The sequence below is a fragment of the Asaia siamensis genome (assembly GCF_014635085.1).
Lineage (GTDB): Bacteria > Pseudomonadota > Alphaproteobacteria > Acetobacterales > Acetobacteraceae > Asaia > Asaia siamensis.
The window spans coordinates 135,588-159,647 of record NZ_BMCH01000001.1; the positions used below are offsets into that span (position 1 = coordinate 135,588).

The window sequence follows — 24,060 nt, forward strand, 5'->3', positions numbered from 1 at the left end:
ACAATTTCTTGCGTCGACGGTCAGAACTCCCCATAGAATAGGACACCAGCCGCTTTTGCCCGAGCTGGATGTCTCTCATCAGACATACTGGGCAGGCGGCGTTGCTTATCAAGCTTGGCGCCGCGGACGCACCATCCACCGCCGACGCCTCTCTCAAGGAGAGTCAGGATGAACGCAGAACTCGCTAATCCCTCGCTGGCCGCACAGGAAGAATCTGCCCAGCGGCGCCTGCGGTATCGCATGATCGCCATGGTGGTGGGTGTGCTCATGTTCCATGTCTGCCTCGCCTGGGCCGTCGCAGGGACGTCGGTCGATCTGGAAGATCATTTCCACACCAATTACTGGGCATTGGGCGGTACGCTCTTCTGGGCCATGTTTGCCGTCTATAACATGAGCGTTTCCTGAGCACAGAAGGCCCCCCGGCATTCTGAAATCTCAGGCTTGAAGCTCAGGCAGCAGCGTGCGTCCGTGTATGGCACGTGATGACCTTTTCATAGAGTGCTTCATACCGGTCGACCATGCGCGAGAGGCTGAAATACTCCTCCACGCGACGCCGGGGAATGATCCGGTCAATCTTAAGAGCCTCCAGGATGGCCGCAGCCAGGGCAACAGGGTCATCGGGGGGCGCAAAACGTCCGGCTTCCTCGCCGATGATTTCACGCGTAGCCCCCTGGTCAAAAGCTGCGACGGGCAGGCCACTGGCCATGGCTTCAACCGCCACAAGCCCGAACGGCTCATCCCAGCATGGCGTGAAGAGCAGCAGGGCGGCCTCGCGCATCTGTTCTGCCAGCCCTGCGCCGTCCAGCACGCCCCCATAGATGATCTTTTCGTCCAGCAGCGGGGCGATTTCCCTGTCAAAATAGGTATCATCTTCCTTGACGCCGAAAAGCCTCAGCCCAATGCCGCATTGGCGCGCAGCTCTTATCGCGTGGTGCGGGCCTTTATTTGGCGTGATCCGGCCACACCACAGAGCATGATTTCCGCGCTTCCCTGACCATGGCCAAAGGGCGAGATCGATGCCGTTATGAACGATTTCGGCTGTGTCAGGCGTTCCCTCGGGCCACCAGCACAATGTCTGTCGCTGTGATGTAACCGTGGCCCGGTGGGTGGGGCTGAGACTGTCGCGCACCACCCCGTGAATGGCTTCGAAAGGAGGCACATGCAGGGATGTGACGCAGGGAAGACCACTCTTTTTGGCGCCCTGCATCACGAAGCGATGGAGAGAGTTATTGTGCACGACGTCGAAGGCATTGCTGAAAATACGCGGACACGCCGAGGCGAAGGCCCTGTCGAGAACAGGGTAGAGCCTGGGGTCAGGCCGGGCATTCTCCCAAGGGAAATCGCGATCGTAATGGACATCCAGAACAGGATCGATCGTAAAGCGCGCATCGCTGTCACCTGCCGCGAACAGGGTGACATCGTGCCCACGTGCAATCAGCCCTTTGGCGAGATGAAAACTATGGGCTTCCATCCCGCCCTTGAAGGGTTCTGCGATCGGATGACGCGGATGCGCGACGAGCGCAATGCGCAGAGGGGTCATTCTGCAGCAAGGCTCTGGGCGAGGGGGGCGGTGCGCTGTTCCAGGATGCGAATGACCGACGCTGTATTGGCATAGGGCTGATGACTCTGCTGCCCGGTCAGGGCGAGATCTGCCTCATCGGGTTGCCGCAGAATGCGGATAGGGCGCCCCGCAGTATCGTCTATCAGACCCATGAGACGAAAGGCATGCAGCCAGTGGCCCATGGTGCGATAGCCCCATTTTCCCTCGAAGCGCTCTGCGTTTTTGACCACCGTCTCCAGATGATGCACCGGTGGCATATGGTGGGCATGGTGCTGGTGATAGACAAGCGCGCCTTTCAGCCAGCCCAGCATCCCGCCGGAAAGGGTAAAGCCTTTCGCGTAGTCCGTATCTTCACCACCATAGCCGACATAGCTTTCGTCAAAGCCGCCCGACGCCATGAAGCTGTCGCGTCGTATGGCGAAATTCAATGACCAGAAACAGCGATAATCCGAGCAGATTTCAACGCCTTCTGCTGGCGGCCCGCGCCTGTCGGAGTGTCGGGCACAATTCTGTTCGAACCCGGCATATGTCCAGCCCGATTGGGATGCGCCTGCCGGGAGGTACATGACTTCGCCCATCAGAAGCCCGTCACATTCTGTGAGGCCTTTCTGATAGTCATGCAGGCAATCAGGGGCCGGGATGCAATCGATATCCAGAAAAACCAGTGCCTCGCCGCTGGCGAGTGACGCAGCGCGGTTGCGGGCGGCCGAGAGACGCAGGGCAAGAGGATCGATTTTCACCTGCCGTACCGGAAAAGGCATCTCGGGCAGATTGTCGTAGAGCGTGTCCTGCATGACCGCGATGATGAACTCGTGTGGCAGAACGCTCTGCCGTGCGAGCCCGAGCATCATATTGACCAGATGCGCAGGCCGCCCTTTTGCGAGGGTCAGAACAGACAGGGTTTTCATGGAAGGAGAGTCTCACGGACAGGGGTGGGGTGGTCATTCCAGAAACGGGCGATCAGGCCTTCGATCCAGAGCGCGGTGCGTTCTGCAGGATGGTCGTCGATGGCGGCGCGCTGGGTTTCAGGGGCGTGGTGGCTGTAGGTTTCGGTCAGCGCGCGCGACCAGGCTTGGGCGGAGCTGGGGAGATGGGGGCGAATGGTTGCCATCCCGGCGGCGGCGAGGCATTCCGCCTTGCGATGCTGCTCATCGAAATACCGCCATTCCGGTACGGCGAGCCAGGGTTTGCCAGCCGCCAGGATTTGCTGACAGGTTGTATTGCCTGTGCTGGCAATGATGCAGTCAGCTGCCGCGATATAGTCTGCGGCCTGCTCGACCCAGCCATGATGGACCAGATTACCCGGTTCCGTAGCGTGCCAGTCGCGCGCCATGGGGCCGATCGTTATCCAAAGCGCGTCGGGCCTTGTGCGCGCGCCGACGGCGATTGGGGCTGCGGTGAAGCCGGTGCCGCCACCGCCTGCCATGACGAGAATGATTTCGCGCGCGTCATCGAGTCCAAGGCGTCGGCGGGCGACCTCCCTTTCCGGAAGGCTGTCAGCCTTGCCCAGACCGCCTGCAAAAAAGACCCGGTTGCGCAGCGCGCTATGCCATTCAGGCTGGGCGAGCTTGCCGGAAAACGGGGCCAGCACGCCAATTGCGCCGTCATACGCTGCCTGATGCCCCTCATCATCGCGATCACCATGCTGGAGGATCTTGATATGAGGCACGCTGCATAATCTGCTGAGCTGAGCGATTTCGGCCGAAACGTCGCAGATCATCAGGGCAGGATCGGCCTCGACAAACCAAGCGACGATCTGCCCCATTGCCTTGCGTATCCCCGGCCAACCCAGAGGCGCGCAGTGAACGGTGCGCGGGGTCGGAATGTCTGCCAGCGCCGAATTTTCGTGTCCGTCTGCCTCGAAAAGCGACGGGATACGTATCAACTCGGCATGAGTTGGCAGTGCGGGGAACAGATCATCGCGCGCGCAGAATATCGTAACTGGTCGTGACGACGGCAATGCGTTAATGATCGACAGGCATCTCTCGGCATGCCCGCGCCCCTGATGATGGACGAAATAACCGATAGGTCTGGTCATATGACGGTTCCTGAAAGGGCAGCGTGATCGGGTTCAATGAGGGGCAGAGCGGATCTGGTCGCAAAGCCGCGAGGCGCCAGATCGTGTTTTTTCCGGGCAAGCGAGCGGTAGACTGCGATCGAGGCGTGGGCATAAGCCTCCCAGTCAAGCAGAGGGGCTGCGCTTCTTGCCGCTTTGGCGAGGTGCTGTCGGAGTTCCGGCCTGTCCAGCAGACGATGAAGCGCCAGCCTCAAAGCGTCTGGCGAGTCAGGTGAAACAAGAAGGCCATGGCCAAGCCGGTTGAGAATGTCCACCGGACCACCCTGGTTTGTGGCTACGACAGGAAGGCCTGCTGATGCAGCCTCCAGAAGGGTCAGACCGAAGGGTTCATGACGTGCGGGATTGACGAAAACACCCCCCGATACAGCAGCGTGCCGATAGAGCCCCGCGACATCATCGGGGCTATGGCTGGAGGGAAGCGTGAAGCAGCCATCGAGACGATAACGGGCTCGGATCTGCTTGAGCTTTGACACGACCCCGGCTTCTTCCGTTCCCGGATGGAGAAGGGTGTGTTGCCCGCTCAGAATGACGAGATTGGCTTTGCGCTGAAGGGCTGTGTCCTGCGCGTATAGTGTCACAAGGGCGGCAAGATTTTTCTTCTCGACAGGGCGCGCAATGGCAAGGATGAGGGGCCGCGCCGGATGCGTCAGCTTTCCTTTCAGGAAGCGCGCGCCGTGTTCGGCATCCACGTCATTCAGAGCGGGAACCCCAGGGGAGATAATATGTGTTTTTTCCCTCGCCGTTGAGACGCCGTAGCGGGGGATCTGGCAATCGGCCTCATCTCGTGTCGAGACAATCAGGGCGTCAGCGTCACGAATGGCGCATGTCTCGAGGGCAATCCTGTCATACAGTGCCGAAGATGCCGTCCCGCCAGAGTGGAGCTTGTCGATACCGAGCGCATGAGGCGTATAGACGACCGGAAGGCGTTCGCTTCCCGACATGGAGAGCGCAAGAGACGCGGCATCGGCAAAATGCACATGGGCGACGTCAGGGCGGTAGTCGGGTCGCGTCAGAAGCCGCCGCAGGGCATATGAAAGCGCAGGGAGCTGGGCGGAGAGCGCCTCCTTTTCGCAATAGGGAGCGCCCGGCGCACCTAATCTGACAATCGTGATCTTGTCGGAAACAGGTTCGATTTCCTGATCATGCACCGCGCCAAGACGCTCATTGCTGAATCGTCTTGTTACGATAGTAATTCGATCGACATCGGGGCGGCGCTCCTGAGCGAGTGCTGCCCCGAGCACATACGCAATATGGCCGCCGGTATCGGGGGTGATGCCATAGGTGACAGGAGGAGCGCGGAGGCAGCCGCCAAGCGCAATATGGAGAATATGCACGCGTCACCTCATCTATGGGGCGATAGAACGCCACCTTATGAGAGGCGGTTTCTAATGCGGGTGATCGAAAATCGCATTGATGCAAAATGATGCTGAAATGGAACAGATGGCCGATTGGGGGCCATTCTTCACCCGGCCTCGGGAACCGGACCGGACTCATCAAAAAAGGGGAGAGGGTTGCCCCATCTCCCCTTTTTTCTCGCGGGTGATTTGCTGTTTATTTTCTGAAGAGAACATCAATGGGTACGGCCCGATCAAGATAGGCGAGAGAGAATGCCTTGCCCCTCGTGCTCGTGTATCGGTGGAGCAGACTTTCCCACTCGCCCTCAACCGCAAGATGAGTCTCCGCCCAGCCGGAATGGACGGTGCTCAGATCATTATTGGGGGAGAGGGCCATGGTCAGGCGTGGTGCGATGACCAGATAAGCCCCCTCGGGGCTTTCACGCTCAAAGGCTACGATATGTTCCGAAAGCGGCCCCGTGACAGCCACAGGCAGATACCGCCCGGCTTCGAACAGATTAGGCTGCCTTAGCCGCAGGGTCAGCACTGTCTCGATAAGGGCCTGCTTGGCGCGCCCCGTTTTCCAGTGATGGCAACTCTCGGCGAAATTTTCGCCCTTCTCCAGTTCCTGCGACAGTTTTGCGTAATCGATCGGGCGGCGGTTATCGGGGTCGACGAGGCTGAAATCCCATCCCTCTCGACCCTGATACAGATCCGGCACCCCTGGGCTGGTCATGCGCAGCAATGTCTGGGAGAGGCTGTTGAGGGCAGCGCTGTTTTCCAGCCGGTTGATATAGGTGGTGAGTTCCTCGCTGAACTCGCCCCCCACGCACGCCTTGGCAAAGGTCAGACAGGCCTCTTCATAGGCTTCGTCGGGCGTACTCCATCCCGTGCGTTCGCCTGCTTCTCGTAGTGCCTTGGTGAGATAGGCCTCCAGTCGCTCCGGATAGGCAGCCATCTCGCTCTTTTCCAGCGGCCACGAGGAAATCAGCGTCTGGAAAATGAAATAGGCATCTGCCGGAACCGGTGACGGACCGTGAGAGGTCTTTTCGAGAAGGGATTCTGTGTGGGCCAGCCAGTGTCGTGCCGTATGCGGCCATTCGGCCTCAGGCTCACTCAGCACCATCAGTCTCGCACGGCCATCCTCACCCCGTTTATGGTCATGGGTTGCTGTCGTCAGCAATGCCTGAGGGTGAGTGGCAAGGCGCTCCTTGTTCAAGGTATGAAACTGGAGCACTGAGGCGGCAAACCGGTCGGGGCTACAGCCGACATCATTGCGGGAAAGCAGACGGGCATAGCGATAAAATGCCGTGTCTTCGCCCGCCTTCGCGGTGAGCGGTGCTGTCAGATGCTCGAAACGCTCGAGAATGTCCTGACGCTCTGCCGTATCAATGCGCGCATCGGCAAGATACTGACAGATCTGGTCAAGAATATCGTGCTGATAGGCGGGCAGCATGTGCTGGGCGGCCAGGCGTGCCCGATCGATCGCGCGGAAATCGGCGCCTGAATCGCCCCCATCGGCAAAATAGCTGCGATAGACCGGAAATGCGGTCAGAACCGCACGCAAGGCCGCGCCAAGGGCATGGGGTGTGAGGTCGCGCTCCTGCGGAAATTCCTTTGCAAGCAATGCGACCAGGGTTTCGAATTCGCCGACGAAAGAGGTGTCGAGCTTTTCGTGGCGTGCGGTCTGCTCGACTTCCTCGAAATCGGCCGGGCCGAATGCCGACCAGAGTTCGGTGATCGGTGTTTCACCTTTGGGATGGTGCAGCAGGAGATCGACCTGCTCGAGAAAATCGTAGCCGGTCGTTCCTGTGACGGGCCATTCGAGGGGGAGGATCTCGTTTCGCTGCAGTATTTTCTCGACGAAGAACGGCGCCTGCTCCTGCAAGGATTCTGGGCGTTCTCGACGCAACGTATCGAGCCGTGCGCACAGGCGTGTGCAATATTCGGCGGGGCGCGCGAGACCATCGACATGATCGACGCGCAATCCGTCGATCAGCCCCTCGCGATACAGGTCGAACACCAGACGATGCGCGTCATCGAAAACGACACGCTGGTCCATACGCAACGCGACGAGGGAGGTCACGTCGAAAAAGCGCCGCCAGTTGATGAGATCACCGGCAACGCGCCACCAGGCGAGGCGGTAATGCTGGGCATCGAGGAGTGTACGCAGACGTGCCCGCCCGGCCTTGGTGTGATGGTCCAGCAATGTCTTGAGGCGGTCAAGAACGGCTTCGCCTGCAGCGGAGTTCAGAAAACCTGCGTCGACAGGACGGCCATTGTCGTGACCAGCCTCTTCGAGCAGTGTTTTCTCGCTTTCCGGCGAGAGCGGAAAACGCTGATCGCCGTAATGCAGTACCGCGTGATGGCTGGCTGCGTCGAAGCCGAGGGTCAACTCGCCTGAATGGATAATGTCATCGAGGGGCGCCCCCAGAAAAGGGAGGAGCACCTTGTGATGCAGGCTCACATCCGCCGGGCGCCAGTCTATGTCGAAATGCTGGGCATAAGCGCTGCGCTGGCCGAGACGCAGAACATCCATCCACCAGCTATTATCGGGGCCGACACCCATATGATTGGGAACGATATCGAGAATCAGCCCCATGCCTTCCTGACGCAGCCTTGCCACCAGTCGGCGCAGCCCCTCTATGCCGCCGCGATCGGGGTCGATGCGATGGCAGTCGATCGTGTCATAGCCATGCATTGAGCCGGGTGTGGAAGCGAGAAGCGGAGAAGCATATATATGGCTTATCCCCAGTTTCCTGAAATACGGAACGAGAGGGATGGCCTGATCGAAATTGAATTCGCGATGGAATTGCAGTCGAAGCGTAGCGGTAAGGGGGAGGGGGTTCATGTGCATTACTCCAGACCGGCGACGAGACTGCCAGGAGGAAGTTCTTCTACTGCTCGTCTGGTTGCAGAGCTATAGAGAAGCTTGCCCGGCTCACTGATCCTGCATATTTCGTGATCGGAGAGATTGAGGGCGATGGTCAGGATGGCACCGTTATCGAGTTTCCATCGAGCGAGCACGGATTTGTCGCCTATGACAGTTGCATTCAGGCTATGTGCCTGGGCCAGATAAGGGGCGAGCCAGCGTTGACGCAACGCCAGCAGGCTGCGCGTACGATCGAGCCAGATACGACCTTCGAGCGTATTTCTCTCTTCCCGATCGGGCCGAGACGTGTCGAAAGTCGAAAGCGCATTGGGGTCAGGGATGGTCTTGCGCTTTTCCGGGTCCTGAAACGCCGAGAACTTCGCAAATTCCTTGCGTCTGCCTTCGCGAACGGCATCTGCGAGATCATCATGAAAATCGCAGAAGAAGAGAAAGGGCGAACGACATCCCCATTCTTCTCCCATGAACAGCATGGGCACCATCGGGCTGAGAAGCAAAAGCGCATAGGCAGCGTGCAGCGCGTCGGGAGAGGCAAGCGAAATCAGGCGCTCACCCAGAGCGCGATTGCCCGTCTGATCGTGGTTCTGCAGGAAGAGGATGAATTTTGAGGCGGGCAGATCGCCGCTCGGCATGCCACGCTTCTTGCCGGAATAGGGGTTGATCTCGCCCTGATAGGCAAAACCCTCATGCAGGACCCGGGCAAGTATGCGTGTAGGATGTTGAGCAAACATCTCATAATAGCCCTCGGTCTCACCCGTGAGCATGACATGCAGCACATTATGCCCGTCATCATTCCACTGGGCGGTAAAGCCGTCGCGCAGCAGGCCCGCATCATTGTTCTCGTTTTCGAGAAGCAGATGGACATGGCGCCCCTGTTCGACATGCGCGGCAACGCGCTCACGCAGTTTGCCAAACCAGGCATGGTCGGTTATCGCCGAGGCTGCATCGATGCGAACCCCGTCGAAACGGAATTCCATCAGCCAGTAGAGTACATTATCGATGAAAAAATCGGCTACCTGCGGTTTGGCAAAAGCGATGCCTGTGCCCCAGGTGGAATTATTCTCGTGGTCGAAAAAGTCTTCCGCGTAGTCGTGCAGGAAATTACCGTCAGGGCCGAAATGGTTGTAGACCACGTCGAGAATGACCATCAGGCCTTTATGATGCGCGGTATCGATAAGCCGCTTGAGGTCATCGGGCTCGCCATAGGCATTGGTGGGGGCGTAGGGCAGAACGCCATCATACCCCCAGTTCCGTGTGCCGCCGAAGCTGTTGATCGGCATGATCTCTATGGCAGTAATGCCGAGTGTCTTGAGCTCGTCCAGCCGGTCGCGCACGCCCTCGAAGCCGCCGAGCAGCCCCGCATGAAGTTCGTAAATGACAGCTTCACACCAGGGGCGTCCCTGCCATTGTGGCGTCTGCCAGGCATACTCTGCGGGTGCGGTGACGACGCTCGGGCCGTGAACGCCCTCCGGCTGGCTTTTGCTGGCGGGGTCCGGGACGGCCAGATCATCGCGTACGCGATAGCGGTAGCGCGCGCCTGACGGACACTCTGTCACAAGAGTGAAGACGCCTTCCTCGTCGCGCGCCATAGCAAGCGGCGTGTCATTTTCGATTTCAAGAGAGACCGCCTGGCATGAAGGCGCCCAGAGCGAGAAACGTGTCGTTCCGTCGCTCTGAAGATTGGCACCGAACCGGGTCTGGTAGAAGAAATCTTTCTGCATCGGTGCCTTCCTGCTGAGGGAAACTCAGCGTCGCTTGGAGGTAAGATAGAGCACTGCGAGGGGAGGAAGTGTCAGAACGAGAGAATGTTCCATCCCGTGAGCAGATTCTCGCTCTGCAGGGATGGGTTTTTCGTGGCCGATGCCCGAACCGCCAAACTCCGTGCGGTCTGTATTGAGGCGCTCTTCCCACTCGCCGCCAAAAGGCACACCAACGCGATACTCGTGATGCACCACTGGCGTCATGTTGCACACGACGAGAACAGGGGGTGCGTCGGGCGCCTCACGCAGCCACGCGAAAACAGCATTCTCGGTGTCGTCAGCAATGATCCAGCGGAAACCGCCGTGATCGAAATCACGGGCGGAAAGCGCAGGTTCCTGCTGATAAAGCGCGTTAAGCGTGCGCATTGTGTCGTAAACGCCGCGCCCCAGCGTGTCGTGCATTCTGTGCCAGGCCAGCTCGCGGTCATTATGCCATTCTTCCCACTGGGCGAACTCGCCGCCCATGAAAAGCAGCTTCTTGCCGGGATAGGCCCACATCAACGCATAATAGGCGCGCAGATTGGCATGACGACGCCAGTCATCGCCCGGCATGCGTGACAAAAGGGAGCCTTTGCCGTGCACCACCTCGTCATGAGAGAGGGGAAGTACGAAATGCTCGGAATAGGCATAGACCATCCCGAAGGTGATGTCCGAGCCATGATAGCGCCGCCAGAGCGGGTCCTGCTGCATGTAGCGCAGCGTGTCATGCATCCAGCCCATGTTCCATTTGAACCGGAAACCGAGCCCCCCCACTTCGGGAGGAGACGTGACGCCCGGCCAGGCTGTAGATTCCTCAGCGATAAGCGCGGCATCGCGACAATAATCCCGGACGATGCCCGATAGTTCGCGCATGAAGCTGACCGCTTCAAGATTTTCACGCCCGCCATAGATATTGGGGCACCACTCGCCATCCTTGCGGCTGTAATCACGATACAGCATCGAGGCGACGGCATCGACACGCAGCCCGTCGAGATGGAAGTTGCGCAGCCAGTAGAGGGCGCTGCCAGTGAGGAAATTGCGCACTTCCGTACGGCCGAAATTATAGATCAGGGTGTGCCAGTCCTGATGATAGCCCTCTTTCGGATCTGAATGTTCGTAGAGATGGGTCCCGTCAAAAAGAGCCAGCCCATGGGCGTCGGACGGGAAATGGGCAGGCACCCAGTCCATGATCACACCGATATTGGCCTGATGACAGCGATCGACAAAACGGGCGAACTCGGCGGGCGTGCCGTGACGCGAGGTCGGCGCGTACATGCTGAGCGGCTGGTAACCCCAGGACCCCGAAAAAGGATATTCGGTGATGGGCATCAGCTCGATATGGGTGAAACCCAGCTCGGTGATATAGGGGATGAGCTGATCGCCCAGATCGTTCCAGCTGATATAGCCGGTCGGGCTGTTGCGACGCTGCCATGAAGGTACATGCAACTCATAGATCGAGATTGGCGCCCCCAGAGCCTGTCTCTCGGCGCGTTTCGCCATCCATTCCTGATCATGCCAGTCATGTTCCAGCGGCGGTGCAACGATAGAGGCGGTCGCCGGTGGCAGTTCGGCATAACGGGCATAGGGGTCCGCCTTGGCAGGCAGGATCACGCCCCCCTGCGCCATGATCTCGAACTTGTAGCGTTCACCAGAGCCGATGCCTGGCACGAATAATTCCCAGATACCTGCGCTGTGCCGCAGGCGCATCGGATGACGACGCCCGTCCCAGATATTGAAATCGCCGACTACCGAAACACGGTGGGCATTGGGCGCCCAGACGGTGAACCTTACGCCCGAAACCCCGTCGATCTCGCAGATATGCGCACCCATGATCTGATCGATATCGCGGTGATTTCCTTCGGCGAAAAGATACAGATCGAGATCGCCGATCAGCGTGCCGAAGCTGTACGGGTCATAGGTCTCCTGCCACCCATCGGCCCAGAGAATGCGCAGGGTGTAGCGCGTCGATTGAGCGCTTATCGAGGCTGTATAGATGCCACGCTCGTCGATGCGGTCCATTTTCTTTTCAAGCGAAGGCTTGCCTTTGCGCTCGGCGACGAGACGTACTTCGACCGCATCCGGATAAAAGACACGCACGACGCCGCTGCGTCCTTCGCGGTGTCGGCCGAGATAGGAAAAGGGGTCATGAATGCGCCCTTCGACGATCTCGTCGATCAGAACTCTCTCCTGAGGCTTGAGAGCTTTTTGTGGCGTCAAAGCCATGTCGGTTTCGGTCATGGAGAGCTGCGTTTCGCCTCAGAGTAAGAAATCGTGTCAGGACGTTGTGCCGAAACGGGGCAGATCCGTTTTGCCAAGGCCGGGATTGCGCGGGCGGCTTTGAGGCATTCTTGCCGTCCGGGTGAACGAACTGTTCGGCGAGAGGGGCATTCCCATATCGCTGAGTCTCGGAGCGATGTCGTTCTCGTGGAGCGCCCGAACTGGCGCGCGTCCAGCCATCTCCATCAGGAGGCGTGCATAATGCGCGGCCTTGCCATGCCATGAGACATCATGCAGTGAGCCATTGCGCTGCAAACGAGCCCAGACCGACTTCTGTTTGAATAGTTTCTTGCCGTGCTTGATCGCCCGATAGAGAGCGTCGCCCTGTGTCGGGGCGAAGAGGATGCCATTAGCGACACCTTCCTCGATAGCGGCGGTATTGGCATCGACAATCGTATCGGTCAGGCCGCCGACACGGGCGGCGATGGGAACCGAACCATAGCGCAGCGCGTGAAGCTGGGTCAGCCCGCACGGTTCGAAACGCGATGGAATGAGTGAGGCATCCACGGCGGAGTGGAGGCGATGACCGAGAAGCTCGTCATAGCGCAGATGGCAGACCAGATTACGTGGATAGGCAAGCTGCAGCGCACGGAATGACTGCATGATGTCGGCATCGCCCACCCCCACCACGGCAAGCTGGATATTAGTCTTGAAAAGGCGCGGGGCGATTTCGGCAAGGATATCGACCCCTTTCTGTCGGGTCAGGCGGCTGACGATCCCGAGCAGCATGGCATTTGGGTCCTGAGGTAGACCGAACTCCGCCTGAAAGACCCGCTTATTGGCTCGCCGCCCCGCGATATCGCCTATGGCATAGGGGAAAATAACCGCCGGGTCTGTCAGTGAGTTCCAGTCATGCAAATCAATCCCGTTGAGAATGCCGTGTAGGTCGGCAGCACGGCTGCTCAGCAGGCCTTCAAGGCCCATGCCGTTTTCTGCTGTCTGGATTTCTTCAGCATAGGTCGGCGAGACGGTGATCAGGCGGTTAGCAATCTGCAGCCCCGCCTTAAGGTATCCGATTTTGCCGTAGAATTCGACGCCATCGACGGCGAAAGCATGCTCGGGCAGCCCGATGCGGGATAGAATTTCACGCGGAAACAGACCCTGGAACGCCATGTTGTGAATCACGTGAGCCACAGGCGGCGCCGGACGTTCGTCATAACGAAGATAGGCAGAAACCAGCCCAGCTTGCCAGTCATGGGTCATGACGACATCGGGGCACCATTGACCAAGGCAACCCTGTGCGATGCAGGCCGCCACTCTTGAAAGTACGGCGAAACGCATGTCGTTATCGGCCCAATCGCGGCCATCCGGCCCCAGATACGGGCCGCCAGACCGGTCATAAAGCTCGGGCACGTCGATGACATAGAGATGATGTCCGTGCGCTGTCCCTTCCCACACCGTGGCGCGATAGCCCAGCATGTCGTGAAAGACATAGGCCTGCGTCTTGGTGGTGAGAGCCGACAGCACGGATGGATAACCGGGCAGGATTGTGCGTGTGCGCACACCGTGATGGCGCAGTGCCGTCGGGAGTGAGGCCGCGACATCACCCAGCCCGCCCGTTTTCACGAACGGAAACATTTCCGCCGTGACTGAAAGGAGCTGCAGATCCGTTGGAAGTGCAACGATCTGGTCTGTAGGCATGGCGGGCCTCGTTTTTTACAGGAAGCCGCAAGAAATGACGGCACCGGGATAATGGTATTACTTGTGAAACGCCGGGAAGCTAAAATCGTTATCACCTCGCGTTTATGTTATCAGCCCTTTCTCCTGCCTGCGCCGTTAGGCGTCTCGTTATCCCAGCCAGGATTGCGAAAACGCTGGGATATCGGGTCAGGATGGAAAGAAACCTATGAGTGATTCTTTTGAAAAACGCCTGAAAGAGGGAAGCCCGACGGAACGCGGCGCAGTCTATGATGGCAAGGGCGTCAATTTCGCGGTTTTCTCTGCCAATGCCGAGGCGGTCGAAATCTGTTTGTTCGACCAGAACGGAGAGAAGGAAACCGACCGGATCAGATTGCCAGAATATACCGATCAGGTTTTCCATGGCTGGGTTCCCGATCTGCGACCGGGGCAGCTCTATGGTTACCGCGTGCATGGTCCCTATGAGCCGAATGAGGGGCATCGCTTCAACCCCAACAAGCTGCTGCTTGACCCGTATGCGCGCGAGCATTTCGGCGAAATCACCTGGAATCCTGCGCTTTTCGGCTATCAGCTCGGTCATGCCGACAAGGATCTGAGCTTCGATGATCGTGACAGCGCGGCTTTCATGCCCAAATGCGTCATCACCGATCCGGCCGCGCAGAATCTCCGCCCGCTCAAGACGCGCTGGACCGACACTGTCGTCTATGAAACCCATGTGCGAGGCTATACGCTCAATCATCCGCGCGTGCCCCGCAGGCTGCGGGGTACCTACGCCGGACTGGGAAACCGTCACGTCATCGAGCATCTGAAATCGCTTGGTGTCACCACCATCGAACTGCTGCCGATCCAGAGCTTCGTGGCTGACGAATATCTCGTGGATAAGGGCCTGACCAATTACTGGGGCTATAACACGATCGGCTATTTCTCGCCCGATACGCGCTATGCGGCTGATCAGGATGACGCGCTCTCAGAGGTGCGCCGCATGGTGGCGGCCTATCACGAGGCGGGCATCGAAGTGATCATGGACGTTGTCTATAACCACACGGCAGAGGGCAACGAGCTTGGCCCAACCCTGTCGTTCAAGGGACTTGACAATGCTTCCTATTACCGGCTCATGCCGGACAACAAACGATTCTATATTAATGATACCGGAACAGGTAATACGTTTAACCTGACCAAACTGGCGCCAATACAATTCGTTGCAGACAGCCTGCGTTACTGGGCGAACGAGATCGGTGTTGACGGGTTCCGGTTCGATCTCGGCACGATTCTGGCACGCGAACTCGATGGCTTTGACAGTGAGTCAGGCTTTCTCAGGATCTGCCGTCAGGACCCGACCCTGACGCATCTGAAGATGATCGCCGAGCCATGGGATATCGGCCCTGGCGGATATCAGGTGGGGCATTTCCCGCCGGGCTGGGCAGAGTGGAATGACAAATTCCGCGATACGGTGCGCGATTTCTGGCGCGGTGAGGCCAAGGCCGATGTGCTCGCACCCCGTCTGCTGGGCAGCCCGGACATGTTCAACCATTCGGGTCGGCAGGCCTGGGCAAGTGTGAACTTCATCACGGCTCATGACGGGTTCACTCTGCTCGATTGCGTCTCCTATAACGAGAAGCATAACGAGGCGAATGGCGAGGATAACCAGGACGGTACTTCTGACAACCGTTCCTTTAATTACGGCGTAGAAGGGCCGACAGACGACGCAGAGATCAATGCGGTACGCTGGCGTCAGTGCCGGAACATGCTCGCCACCCTGATCTTCTCGCAGGGGACACCGATGATTCTGGCGGGTGATGAGTTCGGTCGCACCCAGGGGGGCAATAACAATGCCTATTGCCAGAACAACGATATCTCATGGGTCAACTGGAGCATCAGTGAAGAGGGCGCACGGCTCTCCAAATTCACCACGCGACTTCTGGCCCTGCGTCGGCGTTTCCCCATTCTGCGCCGCTCGCGTTTCCTGACCGAGGCTTACAATCCCGATCTCGATGTGAAGGAACTGAGCTGGATCAGCGCCTCGGGTGGCGTGATGCAGCAGGATGAATGGTCGCAGGCACAGTGTTTCGGTCTCATGCTCGATGGGCGCGCCCAGCCGAGCGGCATCATGCGTCGTGGCGCCGATGCAACCCTGCTGCTCATTCTCAACAGCTGGCACGACGTGGTGCAGTTCACTCTGCCCAAGGCGGAAGGGGAGGAGTGGAAGCTGCTTCTCGATACCAACCGGCCGGATGATGGCGACACGCTCGAGCAGGAGCTTTTCGCACAGGAGAAGGTCTATACGGTCACAGGCCGATCGGTTCTGCTGTTCGAACTGATCACCCAGCCCGAGGCCAACTGATCCGGCAGGCGCGGCGGTTCTCATGCCGCCGCCCTTGAGTTTCAGACGGGCATATCCCTGTTATTGGCGATGGCCTCCATCGAGAGATAGGAGGTCACCGTGTCGAGTTCGACCTTGCCGATCAGGGTCTGATAGATCGTGTCAAAGGCATTCATGTCCTTTGCAACGATCTTGAGCATATAGTCGTAATCCCCCGCCAGCCGGTGGAAATCGACGATATGCGGAATTGAGAGAATGGCCTCGCGAAACTGGCCAAGCCATTCGCGCGAATGATAGCGCGTGCGCACCATCACGAATACCGTCACGCCGAGACCGATCGCCTCTTGGGAGAGGCGTATCGTCTCTCCCTGAATGACCCCTTCGGCCCGTAACTGGTGGAGGCGGCGCCAACAGGCATTTTGCGACAGCCCCACCTTGTCGGCCAGTTCGCGCTGCGAGAGCGAGGCATCGTTCTGCAGCGTACGCAGGATTGCCTTATCAATTTGATCCATAAAACCTCTGAAAACAGATCATTTGATAGAAAGATACCGCGTATCGTGAGGAAATAGGAGGAGTTTTTGCGGGGACGTCGCAGTAATCTTGCCGCACTGCCATTTGGAGCTGCGTTCATGTTCACTCCCGAGACCTGTCTTGCCGATTTCGCCCGTTCCCTGAGCATGCCCGAGGGGTTCGAGGCGCTGCGCAAGGGCGTGATTGGTGAGGGGGTACCGGTGCCCGGACCGTTCGGCGATCATCCTTTGCTCTATGCCGATTATGTCGCATCGGGGCGGGCCCTTCTGCAGGTCGAGAACTTCATGCTGACGCAGGTACTGCCCTATTACGCCAATAGTCACACCCAGGCGTCCTATTGCGGCCGCATGATGACCCGTCTGCGTGCCTCTGCTCGCGCCCATATCGCCCGGCTCTGTCAGGCGCCTGCAGGATTCAGCGTGGTCTTTACAGGCTCGGGCGCCACATCCGGCATCAACCGTCTGGTCAGTCTCATGGGCATCGGCGCAGCGATTGCAGCGGGTGAAACCCCGCTCGTGCTGATCGGCCCCTATGAGCATCATTCCAATATCCTACCCTGGCGTGAGAGCGGGGCCGAGATCATCGAGATCGAGGAAGGACCAAAAGGCGGCCCCGATCTTGAGAGCCTTGAAAGGGTTCTGGCGGCGGTCAAGCCGGGGCGTCTCGTTGTCGGCGCTTTTTCGGCTGCCTCGAATGTGACGGGCATCCTGACGGATGTGGATGCCGTGACGCGTCTGCTCAATGCTCATGGTGCCCGCTCGGTCTGGGATTATGCCGGTGGCGCCCCCTATCTGGCCATCGACATGAAGGCTGGAACCGAGGTCCAGAAAGACGCGGTTGTCATTTCGCCTCATAAGTTCATCGGCGGGCCGGGCGCTTCGGGTGTAATGATCGTACGAGATGCGGCAGTAGCCATCACGCGTCCCAGCTTGCCGGGGGGCGGAACGGTGCGTTTCGTCTCGCCATGGGGGCATGACTATTCTGCCTGCATCAGCGACCGAGAAGAAGCCGGGACACCCAATGTCGTCGGCGATATCCGCGCCGCTCTGGCGTTTCTGGTCAAAGAGGCCATCGGGCAGGATTTCATGGACGCCCGTCACGCCGCCCTGCGTCAGCGTGCGCTCGATGCGTGGCGCTCTGTCGCTGAAATCGAGCTGATCGGTACGGCGAAAGACGCGCCGGCACTCCCGATCTTCTCAATGCGCATTCGCGATCGCCAGCGTGGTGGCTATGTGCATCAGCAGCTCTTCACGCGGCTCCTGTCTGATTGCTACGGCATTCAGGCGCGAGGCGGCTGCGCCTGCGCCGGGCCTTATGCCCATCGCCTGCTTTCGATTGATGCCCCTGCTTCAGCCCTGCTGCGTCAGGCCATTCTCTCGGGGCAGGAAATCGAAAAGCCGGGCTGGACCCGACTGAATTTCAGCGTGCTGATGAGCGATGAGAAGGTCGATCGCGTCATCAATGCCGTCACGACACTCGCGCGCCAGCCTTACCCGATGGCCGATTTCTATCGCTGCGATGAGCAGACAGCGCGTTTCGAGGCGCTCTCGGCCTGACAGAACTCAGGCGTCTTCTTCGGTTTCGTTCTGCGCGATCTGGAAGGCGCCTGCATTGAGTTTCGAGGCAGCCTGATGGCCGAGCGAAACGGCACCGAGGCAAAGCAGGGCAGAGAGCGCGATATTGAGCATCGCCCGCCCCCAGGCATCAGCACGCAACAGATCGAGGGTCTGCAGGCTGAACGACGAAAAAGTCGTATAACCGCCGCAGATACCAACCATCACGAACAGGCGCATATTTTCCGAGACAGGAAAGCGCCCATGCGCCAAGGTCAGTGTTCCAAAAAAACCGATGATGAATGACCCGACCGTATTGATGGCGAGGATCGTTCCCCAAGGCATGGCGCGGCTATAGGGTGCTGTTGCGAGCGTCACGAGATAGCGTCCCAGCGTGCCCAGCGCACCACCGAGCATGACAAAAAGGCAGGTCGTAAAAGACATCGGGTCAGGATACTCCGCTTGGAACCATCAGGATTGCGGCCTTATCACAACGCTGTCTCACGCGGCATGACTTTCTTGAGGCGATGGAAGCTCAGGGTCTCGATCGTCGCCCCGGCGCCCGTCGCCTCGAGCTTGAGAAAGCTCAGCGGATTGGCGGGAAAGAGCAGGGCGGTGCCAACCGAAAGACCGCCATTGGCAAAAACCTCGAGCGTGCAGGCATCCAGCACGATCCTGACATCGAAATGGCGGTCATCGGGGTTGAGGGCGGTTGAAAACTGACCGGTAAAGAAAGGCTGCTTGAAGCCGTTGAGGTCGCCTCTGTCGATCCAGAGCTGCCCGCTGAAAGCATCAAAGCCGATGGTCAGATTTTCACTCAGATCATTGCCGAACACGATGACAAAGCGCCCGGTACGTCCCTTGTCGCCCAGTGGCAGATCGGGGGTCATCTGATCGACAGTGACACTGAGCGTCAGTTCCAGCGCGGTGCCAAGCGGTAGCGGCACAGAGGCGCTCGCCCCTGCAGCCAGTTTTGGGCAGGCGAAGGGGATGGGCGCCTCGCGCAGGGCTTCGAGCCCTCTCGGTGCTTGCGCCAGACGCAGCCACCCTGCTGAGTCGTGCCGTAGTGTCATGAGCCGTGGCAGCGTCATGCAGCCGCGCCAGCTCTGGGTCGGCAGTTCCTGGCAATATTGCCAGTTACCCAGCCAGGCGATGGAGACAGCCTCATTGCCCGGCATATTCTCATAGCACTGAAGGGCGTAGGCATCCTTGGCGAAATCGGTCAGGCCGATCACCGTGTCGTCTGGCGTGAAGCGACTGCCATCGAAATTGCCCACAAAATACTGGGTCGTGCTGCCACCCGTCGGCCCACCGGGATTGACCGAGATGAACAGAACCCAGCGTGATCCGCCACCCTCGATGGGGATCTCGATCAGGTTGGGGCATTCATAATCGACACCGAACAGTCCCGAAGGGCCAAAATCGCTGGTGTGGGTCCAGTGCTGCAGGTCGGTCGAGGCGTAGAACGCGATCTGATGCTGGCGAGCCTTGGCCACGACCATGACCCATTGGCCGGTGGGCTTGTGAAAGATCACCTTGGGGTCACGAAAGGAATTGCTGCCGATGTCGAGCACCGGGTTATGCGCGATATCCTTGAAGCTCTTGCCCTGGTCATCGCTGATCGCGAGAAACTGCGTCTGTTTTTTCGGGGTTGCCCGCGTATAGAGCGCCACGAGTCCGCCTTTGCCTGAAGGAAAGAGGTTGGATGTGTTCTGGGCGTCCAGCACGGCGCAACCCGTGAAAGCCTCGCCCTCTGGCGTTTCGCTCAGGGCTATGGGCTGATCTTCCCATCCCAGAAGATCGGTGCTCGTCGCATGGCCCCAGTGAACGCGCCCGGCATAGGGGGCAAAGGGGTCATATTGATAATAGAGATGATAGACCGTGCCGTCATGGATCAGCCCGTTCGGGTCATTCATGAAGCCGCGTTCGGGCGAGTAATGGATAGTAGGGCGATAAAGCGCGTCGGCCTGTGTGCGAATGACAGGATGCGAGGTCACGTCCGGCTGGTCGGCGGGTGAGGGGTGAGAGGCATTCGGTTCTGACTTGCGCTCGCCCTCGGGTGCGCGCGGCGGAGCCTGGGGGCCGGGCTCAGACGCCTGCGCGATCGACAGACCCACGACGCCTCCACCAGTGGCGAGCAGCGAGGCAAGTGCCGTGCGTCGGCTCAAACCGGGGGCGGTGGGGCGCTTGGCCATGCAGATCGTCCTTATCTCTCTTCAGGAAGGGGCAGCATAGGCTCGAGATTGCAGCAGCGCCAAATCGGTCTTTGCCCGTTTTTGGGCAGTTCAATGCCTTCATTCCGATCACAGGCTCCTCTCAGCCGGGATATGTAACGGTTCTTGCATCCACACTTTGTCACATTTAGCGTCATGATAACGATACAGCATCATTCCTGTATCGGAACAAATGTGCGGAGGTCAGCTCGATATGCGTCATGATGGCAAGGGGCGACGAACCCCGAACGCAAGGCAGATCCTGATCTGTGCTTCTGCCCTTTACTGCGTTTCTCAGCTTGCCTTGTCTCGATCTGCAGCAGCTGAGGCGAAACCAGTCGGCAAACAGAACTCAGTTTCGGCAGATACTGCAAAAAAGGCGCGTCACCACACCGCCCTCAGAGGGGGTGAACCGCGAACGCATACCCGTCATGTGCCAAGGCACGATGTCGAGGCCCGATCTGGCGAGTCCATGGTGATCTCTGCCCATCGCATTGCTTCTCACGGCGCGACAGAAATGGTCACACGCCAGACGATGGATCATTTTACCGCTGGCACGAGCCCCATGCAGATCCTGGCACTTACGACACCGGGCGCCAATTTTGCTTCAGACGATGCGTTCGGTCTCGATACAGTCGCCAATACGCTTTATATCCGTGGCTTCAATCAGTCGCAGCTTGGTGTTTCCATGGACGGTATTCCCATGGGTACGCAGGGCTTTCATAACTGGAACGGTCTGGGCGTCGACCAGATGGCGATTCAGGAAAACATCGCCGGCATGACGCTCACACAAGGCGCAGGCGCGGTGGAAATGCTCTCTGCCCAGACGCTCGGGGGCGCGATCACCTTCACGACGGATGACCCGCAGGACAAGGCGGGCGGGCGAGTCAGCCAGACCTTCGGCAGCTTCGACTTGTTTCGCACCTTTGCCCGCGCCGATAGCGGCATCCTGAATGCGACGGGCACGAAATTCTACGCCTCCTATGCGCGTACGGCTCAGGATCTGTGGAAAGGTTTTGGTGACCAGCAGGAGCATCAGGCCAATTTCAAGCTCGTACAGCCCGTCGGAGAGCATGGAAAAATCACGGCGATCTTCGATTATTCCAATTTCGACCAGTATAATTTCATGAGCCTTACCAAAAACATGTGGCGCCTGCTGGGGCGCAACACGACCTATCTCAAGCCCGATTATGAAAAGGCCAAGCAATACGCCTATTATGCCCAGAACGGCGGTATCCCGCCCGGACTACCCGCCGGGATCACCAATGACGAGGTGGGGGATTTTGCCTATGACGGCACGCAGGAGCAGCGCAATTATCTCTCGGCGGTTCGGGGTGATTTTGACCTGGCTTCCAATATCACCTCGCACACACTGGCCTATGGCCATATTTCCAACGGCGTCTATCAGGGCACCAATCCCTTTCTGATTTCACCGGGTTCGGGCGTGTTGATGGCCGATCAGGCGGGGCACCCTGATGTGCGTCGGCTTGGTATGACCCAGAGCTTCGACATCAAGCTGCGCCACCACACCATCCAGACCGGCCTATGGTATGAGAATGACCGCTTCAATTATCCGATGCGTCTGTACGAGGACGGGCAGGATGCAGCGCATAATTCAAAGAGCGATTATTATGCCTATCAGGCGACAACCTGGTATGCCGACTCATTCAACACCAACACATTCCAGTTCTATATCCAGGATGTCTGGCACCTCACCAAAGGCATGACTCTTACGGGCGGATTCAAATCGCTCACCCAGACGACGCATGGTGGGACGAGCTTCGACCAGACCAGCGCGCTCGCCGATAGCTGGGGCACCTATTACAGCCATCCGGCCTCAGGCAGCCTCACTGCGTCGAATGCGTTCCTGCCGCATTTCAACTGGGACTGGCATTTCGGGAATCATCATGAGCTTTATTGGGATATCGCTGAAAACATGCGCGCCTATGATTTTGGGGCGCAATCGGGATCTGGCAATCCATGGGGCGGGCTGGGCTCGTCAGCCAACCCGGCACAATCGGTGTTCGATGCCAGCAAGAAAACACTCAAGCCCGAGCGCACCTGGAATTACGTGATCGGCTATCGCTTCAATTCGGAATTTTTCTCCGGCAGCGCCGATTTCTATCACACGGATTATATCAACCGTCTCGCGGCGATCACCAGTGGCCCGACCAATAATGTCTATGCCGCCTTTCTCAATGTCGGGCACGAGACCATGAACGGTGCCGATGTTCTGGGCACGATACGCCCTTTCAAGGGGCTTGAAATCACGAACAGCTTCAGCTGGAATAACGCAACATATGAGGATTCAGCCCTGCCTTATAATGGGACGACGATCAGCATTAAGGGAAAGCACCAGGTCTATTATCCGAAATTTATGTACAAGGCGAACTTGACCTATACATGGCGTCGCGCCAGCTTCAACTTCAACACGACCTATACCAGCCGTCGTGCCATGACCTATACGAATGATGAATATATTCCGTCCTATTGGACGTCCAATATCAATGCCAGCTACGATTTCGGCAAAATCCTGTTCGCGCGCGGCATGAAACTGTCGGTTGGCGTCACCAACCTGTTCAACAGCGACTATATCGGCGGCGTCTATGGCGCCGCCTCCGTTTCCGGAGACGATAATGCCAATCTCTTTGTGGCGGCCCCACGGGAGTTTTTTGGCACGATAGCCGCGCAGTTCTGACAAGCTCGGGTGGGGGATGCGCCCTCCGCCCGATAATCCGCGCCCACAATCACATAGTAGTGTTCTGCGGACGCAAAAAATCATCGGTTTTTGTTAAGAGTCAATCTATTTCGTGAGATAAAGTCGTTATATCTAACAGAAGGCGCGTGAAGAGAGGGTTCCTCAGGCGTCTCTGAAAGGGAAACGGCACAATGGCACAGGCCCTGGTTCTTGAAGAGCGTGGTGTTCTTTCGCTGCGGGAAATCGCGCTCGACGAGGCGCTGGGCCCGGATGATGTGCGTATCGCCATCCATACGGTCGGTATCTGTGGCAGCGACGTGCATTATTACACCCATGGTGCCATAGGCCCTTTTGTCGTGCGTGAGCCCATGGTCCTGGGCCACGAAGCTGCAGGGACGATCACCGAGATCGGTTCTGCCGTGACGGATCTCAGAGTTGGTGATCGTGTCTGCATGGAGCCGGGTATTCCCGACCCGCATTCACGTGCCACACGCATCGGTCATTATAATATCGATCCTGCCGTGCGCTTCTGGGCAACACCCCCTGTGCATGGCTGTCTGACCCCCTCGATCGTTCATCCGGCGGCCTACACTTTCAAACTGCCCGATCAGGTAAGCTTTGCCGAAGGGGCGATGGTGGAGCCTCTCGCCGTCGGGGTTCATGCCTGCGTCAAGGCCCGTTTGCAGCCGGGGGATGTCTGTCTTGTAACCGGGGCAGGGCCGATCGGCATCATGACGGCGCTTGCCGCTCTGGCCTCGGGGGCAAGCCGCGTTTTCATCAGCGATTATTCTGCACCGAAACTGGCCATAGCCGGAGCATATCCCAATATCGTGCCTATCAATCTTGGCGAAGGCAGTCCTGCTGCAATGATCGGCGCGTATTGTGGGGCCGGTTGGGGTGTGGATGTCACATTCGAGGCGAGCGGCTTCGAAGGCGCCTATCAGGATGCGCTTGACTGCACCCGCCCCGGTGGGCGTCTGGTTCTGGTCGGTATGCCGCCAAAGAAGGTCGCGTTCGATATCGTGGCAGCCCAGGCCAAGGAGCTGACGATAGAGACGATCTTTCGCTACGCCCATGTCTATGACCGGGCGATTGCGCTGATCGCGTCAGGCAGTATCGATCTCAAACCACTCGTTTCGGCCAGTTTTCCTTTTCAGGAAGGCGTGGCGGCGTTCGAAAGAGCGGCTGAGGGGCGTCCTGATGACGTGAAAATCCAGATCACGCTCTGA

The 24,060-nt window shown here is 58.5% G+C and carries 16 protein-coding genes; 5 read left to right on the forward strand and 11 right to left on the reverse strand.

Annotated features, from left to right (window positions below):
* The first annotated feature begins 168 nt into the window (after positions 1-168).
* Positions 169-405 carry a hypothetical protein gene (locus IEV53_RS00605; protein WP_188424577.1) on the forward strand — a complete coding sequence of 79 codons (237 nt, stop codon included), beginning with the start codon at positions 169-171 and terminating at the stop codon, positions 403-405.
* A gap of 43 nt (positions 406-448) precedes the next feature.
* Here the strand turns inward: IEV53_RS00605 and IEV53_RS00610 are convergent, their stop codons facing one another.
* The 8 genes from IEV53_RS00610 to glgA all read right to left on the reverse strand — a co-directional run bounded on the left by IEV53_RS00610 (position 449) and on the right by glgA (position 13,519).
* Positions 449-1,540, reverse strand: a complete 1,092-nt coding sequence (locus tag IEV53_RS00610) for a glycosyltransferase (protein WP_229719457.1) — start codon at positions 1,538-1,540, stop codon at positions 449-451.
* On the reverse strand, positions 1,537-2,469 hold the full coding sequence (locus IEV53_RS00615; protein ID WP_188424579.1) for a galactosyltransferase-related protein: 933 nt from the start codon (positions 2,467-2,469) through the stop codon (positions 1,537-1,539). The genes IEV53_RS00610 and IEV53_RS00615 overlap by 4 nt, the downstream gene beginning before the upstream one ends.
* A complete protein-coding gene (locus IEV53_RS00620; RefSeq protein WP_188424581.1) occupies positions 2,466-3,599 on the reverse strand; it encodes a hypothetical protein in 1,134 nt (377 codons plus the stop codon). Before IEV53_RS00620 ends, IEV53_RS00615 begins: the two co-directional genes overlap by 4 nt.
* Entirely contained in the window at positions 3,596-4,972 is a 1,377-nt protein-coding gene (locus IEV53_RS00625) for a glycosyltransferase (RefSeq protein WP_188424583.1), read from the reverse strand. The genes IEV53_RS00620 and IEV53_RS00625 overlap by 4 nt, the downstream gene beginning before the upstream one ends.
* A 217-nt stretch (positions 4,973-5,189) precedes the next feature.
* Positions 5,190-7,823 carry a malto-oligosyltrehalose synthase gene (gene treY, locus IEV53_RS00630; protein ID WP_188424585.1) on the reverse strand — a complete coding sequence of 878 codons (2,634 nt, stop codon included), beginning with the start codon at positions 7,821-7,823 and terminating at the stop codon, positions 5,190-5,192.
* A 5-nt stretch (positions 7,824-7,828) separates the two neighbouring features.
* Complete coding sequence (gene treZ, locus IEV53_RS00635) at positions 7,829-9,583, reverse strand: malto-oligosyltrehalose trehalohydrolase (RefSeq protein WP_188424587.1); 1,755 nt, start codon at positions 9,581-9,583, stop codon at positions 7,829-7,831.
* A gap of 24 nt (positions 9,584-9,607) precedes the next feature.
* Positions 9,608-11,824: a 1,4-alpha-glucan branching protein GlgB gene (gene glgB / locus IEV53_RS00640; RefSeq protein WP_188425357.1), complete on the reverse strand. Its 2,217-nt coding sequence runs from the start codon at positions 11,822-11,824 to the stop codon at positions 9,608-9,610.
* Positions 11,825-11,875: 51 nt separating this feature from the next.
* A complete protein-coding gene (gene glgA / locus IEV53_RS00645) occupies positions 11,876-13,519 on the reverse strand; it encodes a glycogen synthase GlgA (protein ID WP_188424589.1) in 1,644 nt (547 codons plus the stop codon).
* Between the two features lie 205 nt (positions 13,520-13,724).
* Here glgA and glgX point away from each other — a divergent pair, with 205 nt between their 5' ends.
* Positions 13,725-15,857, forward strand: a complete 2,133-nt coding sequence (gene glgX, locus IEV53_RS00650) for a glycogen debranching protein GlgX (RefSeq protein ID WP_188424591.1) — start codon at positions 13,725-13,727, stop codon at positions 15,855-15,857.
* Between the two features lie 41 nt (positions 15,858-15,898).
* On the opposite strand, the gene IEV53_RS00655 is transcribed toward glgX, so the two are convergent.
* Positions 15,899-16,348 carry an Lrp/AsnC family transcriptional regulator gene (locus IEV53_RS00655; protein WP_188424593.1) on the reverse strand — a complete coding sequence of 150 codons (450 nt, stop codon included), beginning with the start codon at positions 16,346-16,348 and terminating at the stop codon, positions 15,899-15,901.
* Positions 16,349-16,465: 117 nt separating this feature from the next.
* Between IEV53_RS00655 and IEV53_RS00660 the strand changes: the two genes are divergently transcribed.
* The gene (locus IEV53_RS00660) at positions 16,466-17,923 is read left to right on the forward strand and encodes an aminotransferase class V-fold PLP-dependent enzyme (protein WP_188424595.1); all 1,458 of its coding nucleotides are present in this window, start codon (positions 16,466-16,468) and stop codon (positions 17,921-17,923) included.
* 6 nt (positions 17,924-17,929) lie between these two features.
* On the opposite strand, the gene crcB is transcribed toward IEV53_RS00660, so the two are convergent.
* Together crcB and IEV53_RS00670 are read right to left on the reverse strand one after the other, a co-directional pair.
* Positions 17,930-18,364, reverse strand: a complete 435-nt coding sequence (gene crcB / locus IEV53_RS00665) for a fluoride efflux transporter CrcB (protein WP_188424596.1) — start codon at positions 18,362-18,364, stop codon at positions 17,930-17,932.
* A 44-nt stretch (positions 18,365-18,408) separates the two neighbouring features.
* Positions 18,409-20,115, reverse strand: a complete 1,707-nt coding sequence (locus IEV53_RS00670) for a glycoside hydrolase family 32 protein (RefSeq protein WP_188424598.1) — start codon at positions 20,113-20,115, stop codon at positions 18,409-18,411.
* A 490-nt stretch (positions 20,116-20,605) separates the two neighbouring features.
* On the opposite strand from IEV53_RS00670, the gene IEV53_RS00675 reads away from it, so the two are divergent.
* Both IEV53_RS00675 and IEV53_RS00680 read left to right on the forward strand, forming a co-directional pair.
* Positions 20,606-22,831 (forward strand): TonB-dependent receptor domain-containing protein, encoded by a 2,226-nt coding sequence (locus IEV53_RS00675; protein ID WP_229719458.1) that lies wholly within the window; start codon positions 20,606-20,608, stop codon positions 22,829-22,831.
* Between the two features lie 191 nt (positions 22,832-23,022).
* The gene (locus IEV53_RS00680; protein ID WP_188424603.1) at positions 23,023-24,060 is read left to right on the forward strand and encodes an NAD(P)-dependent alcohol dehydrogenase; all 1,038 of its coding nucleotides are present in this window, start codon (positions 23,023-23,025) and stop codon (positions 24,058-24,060) included.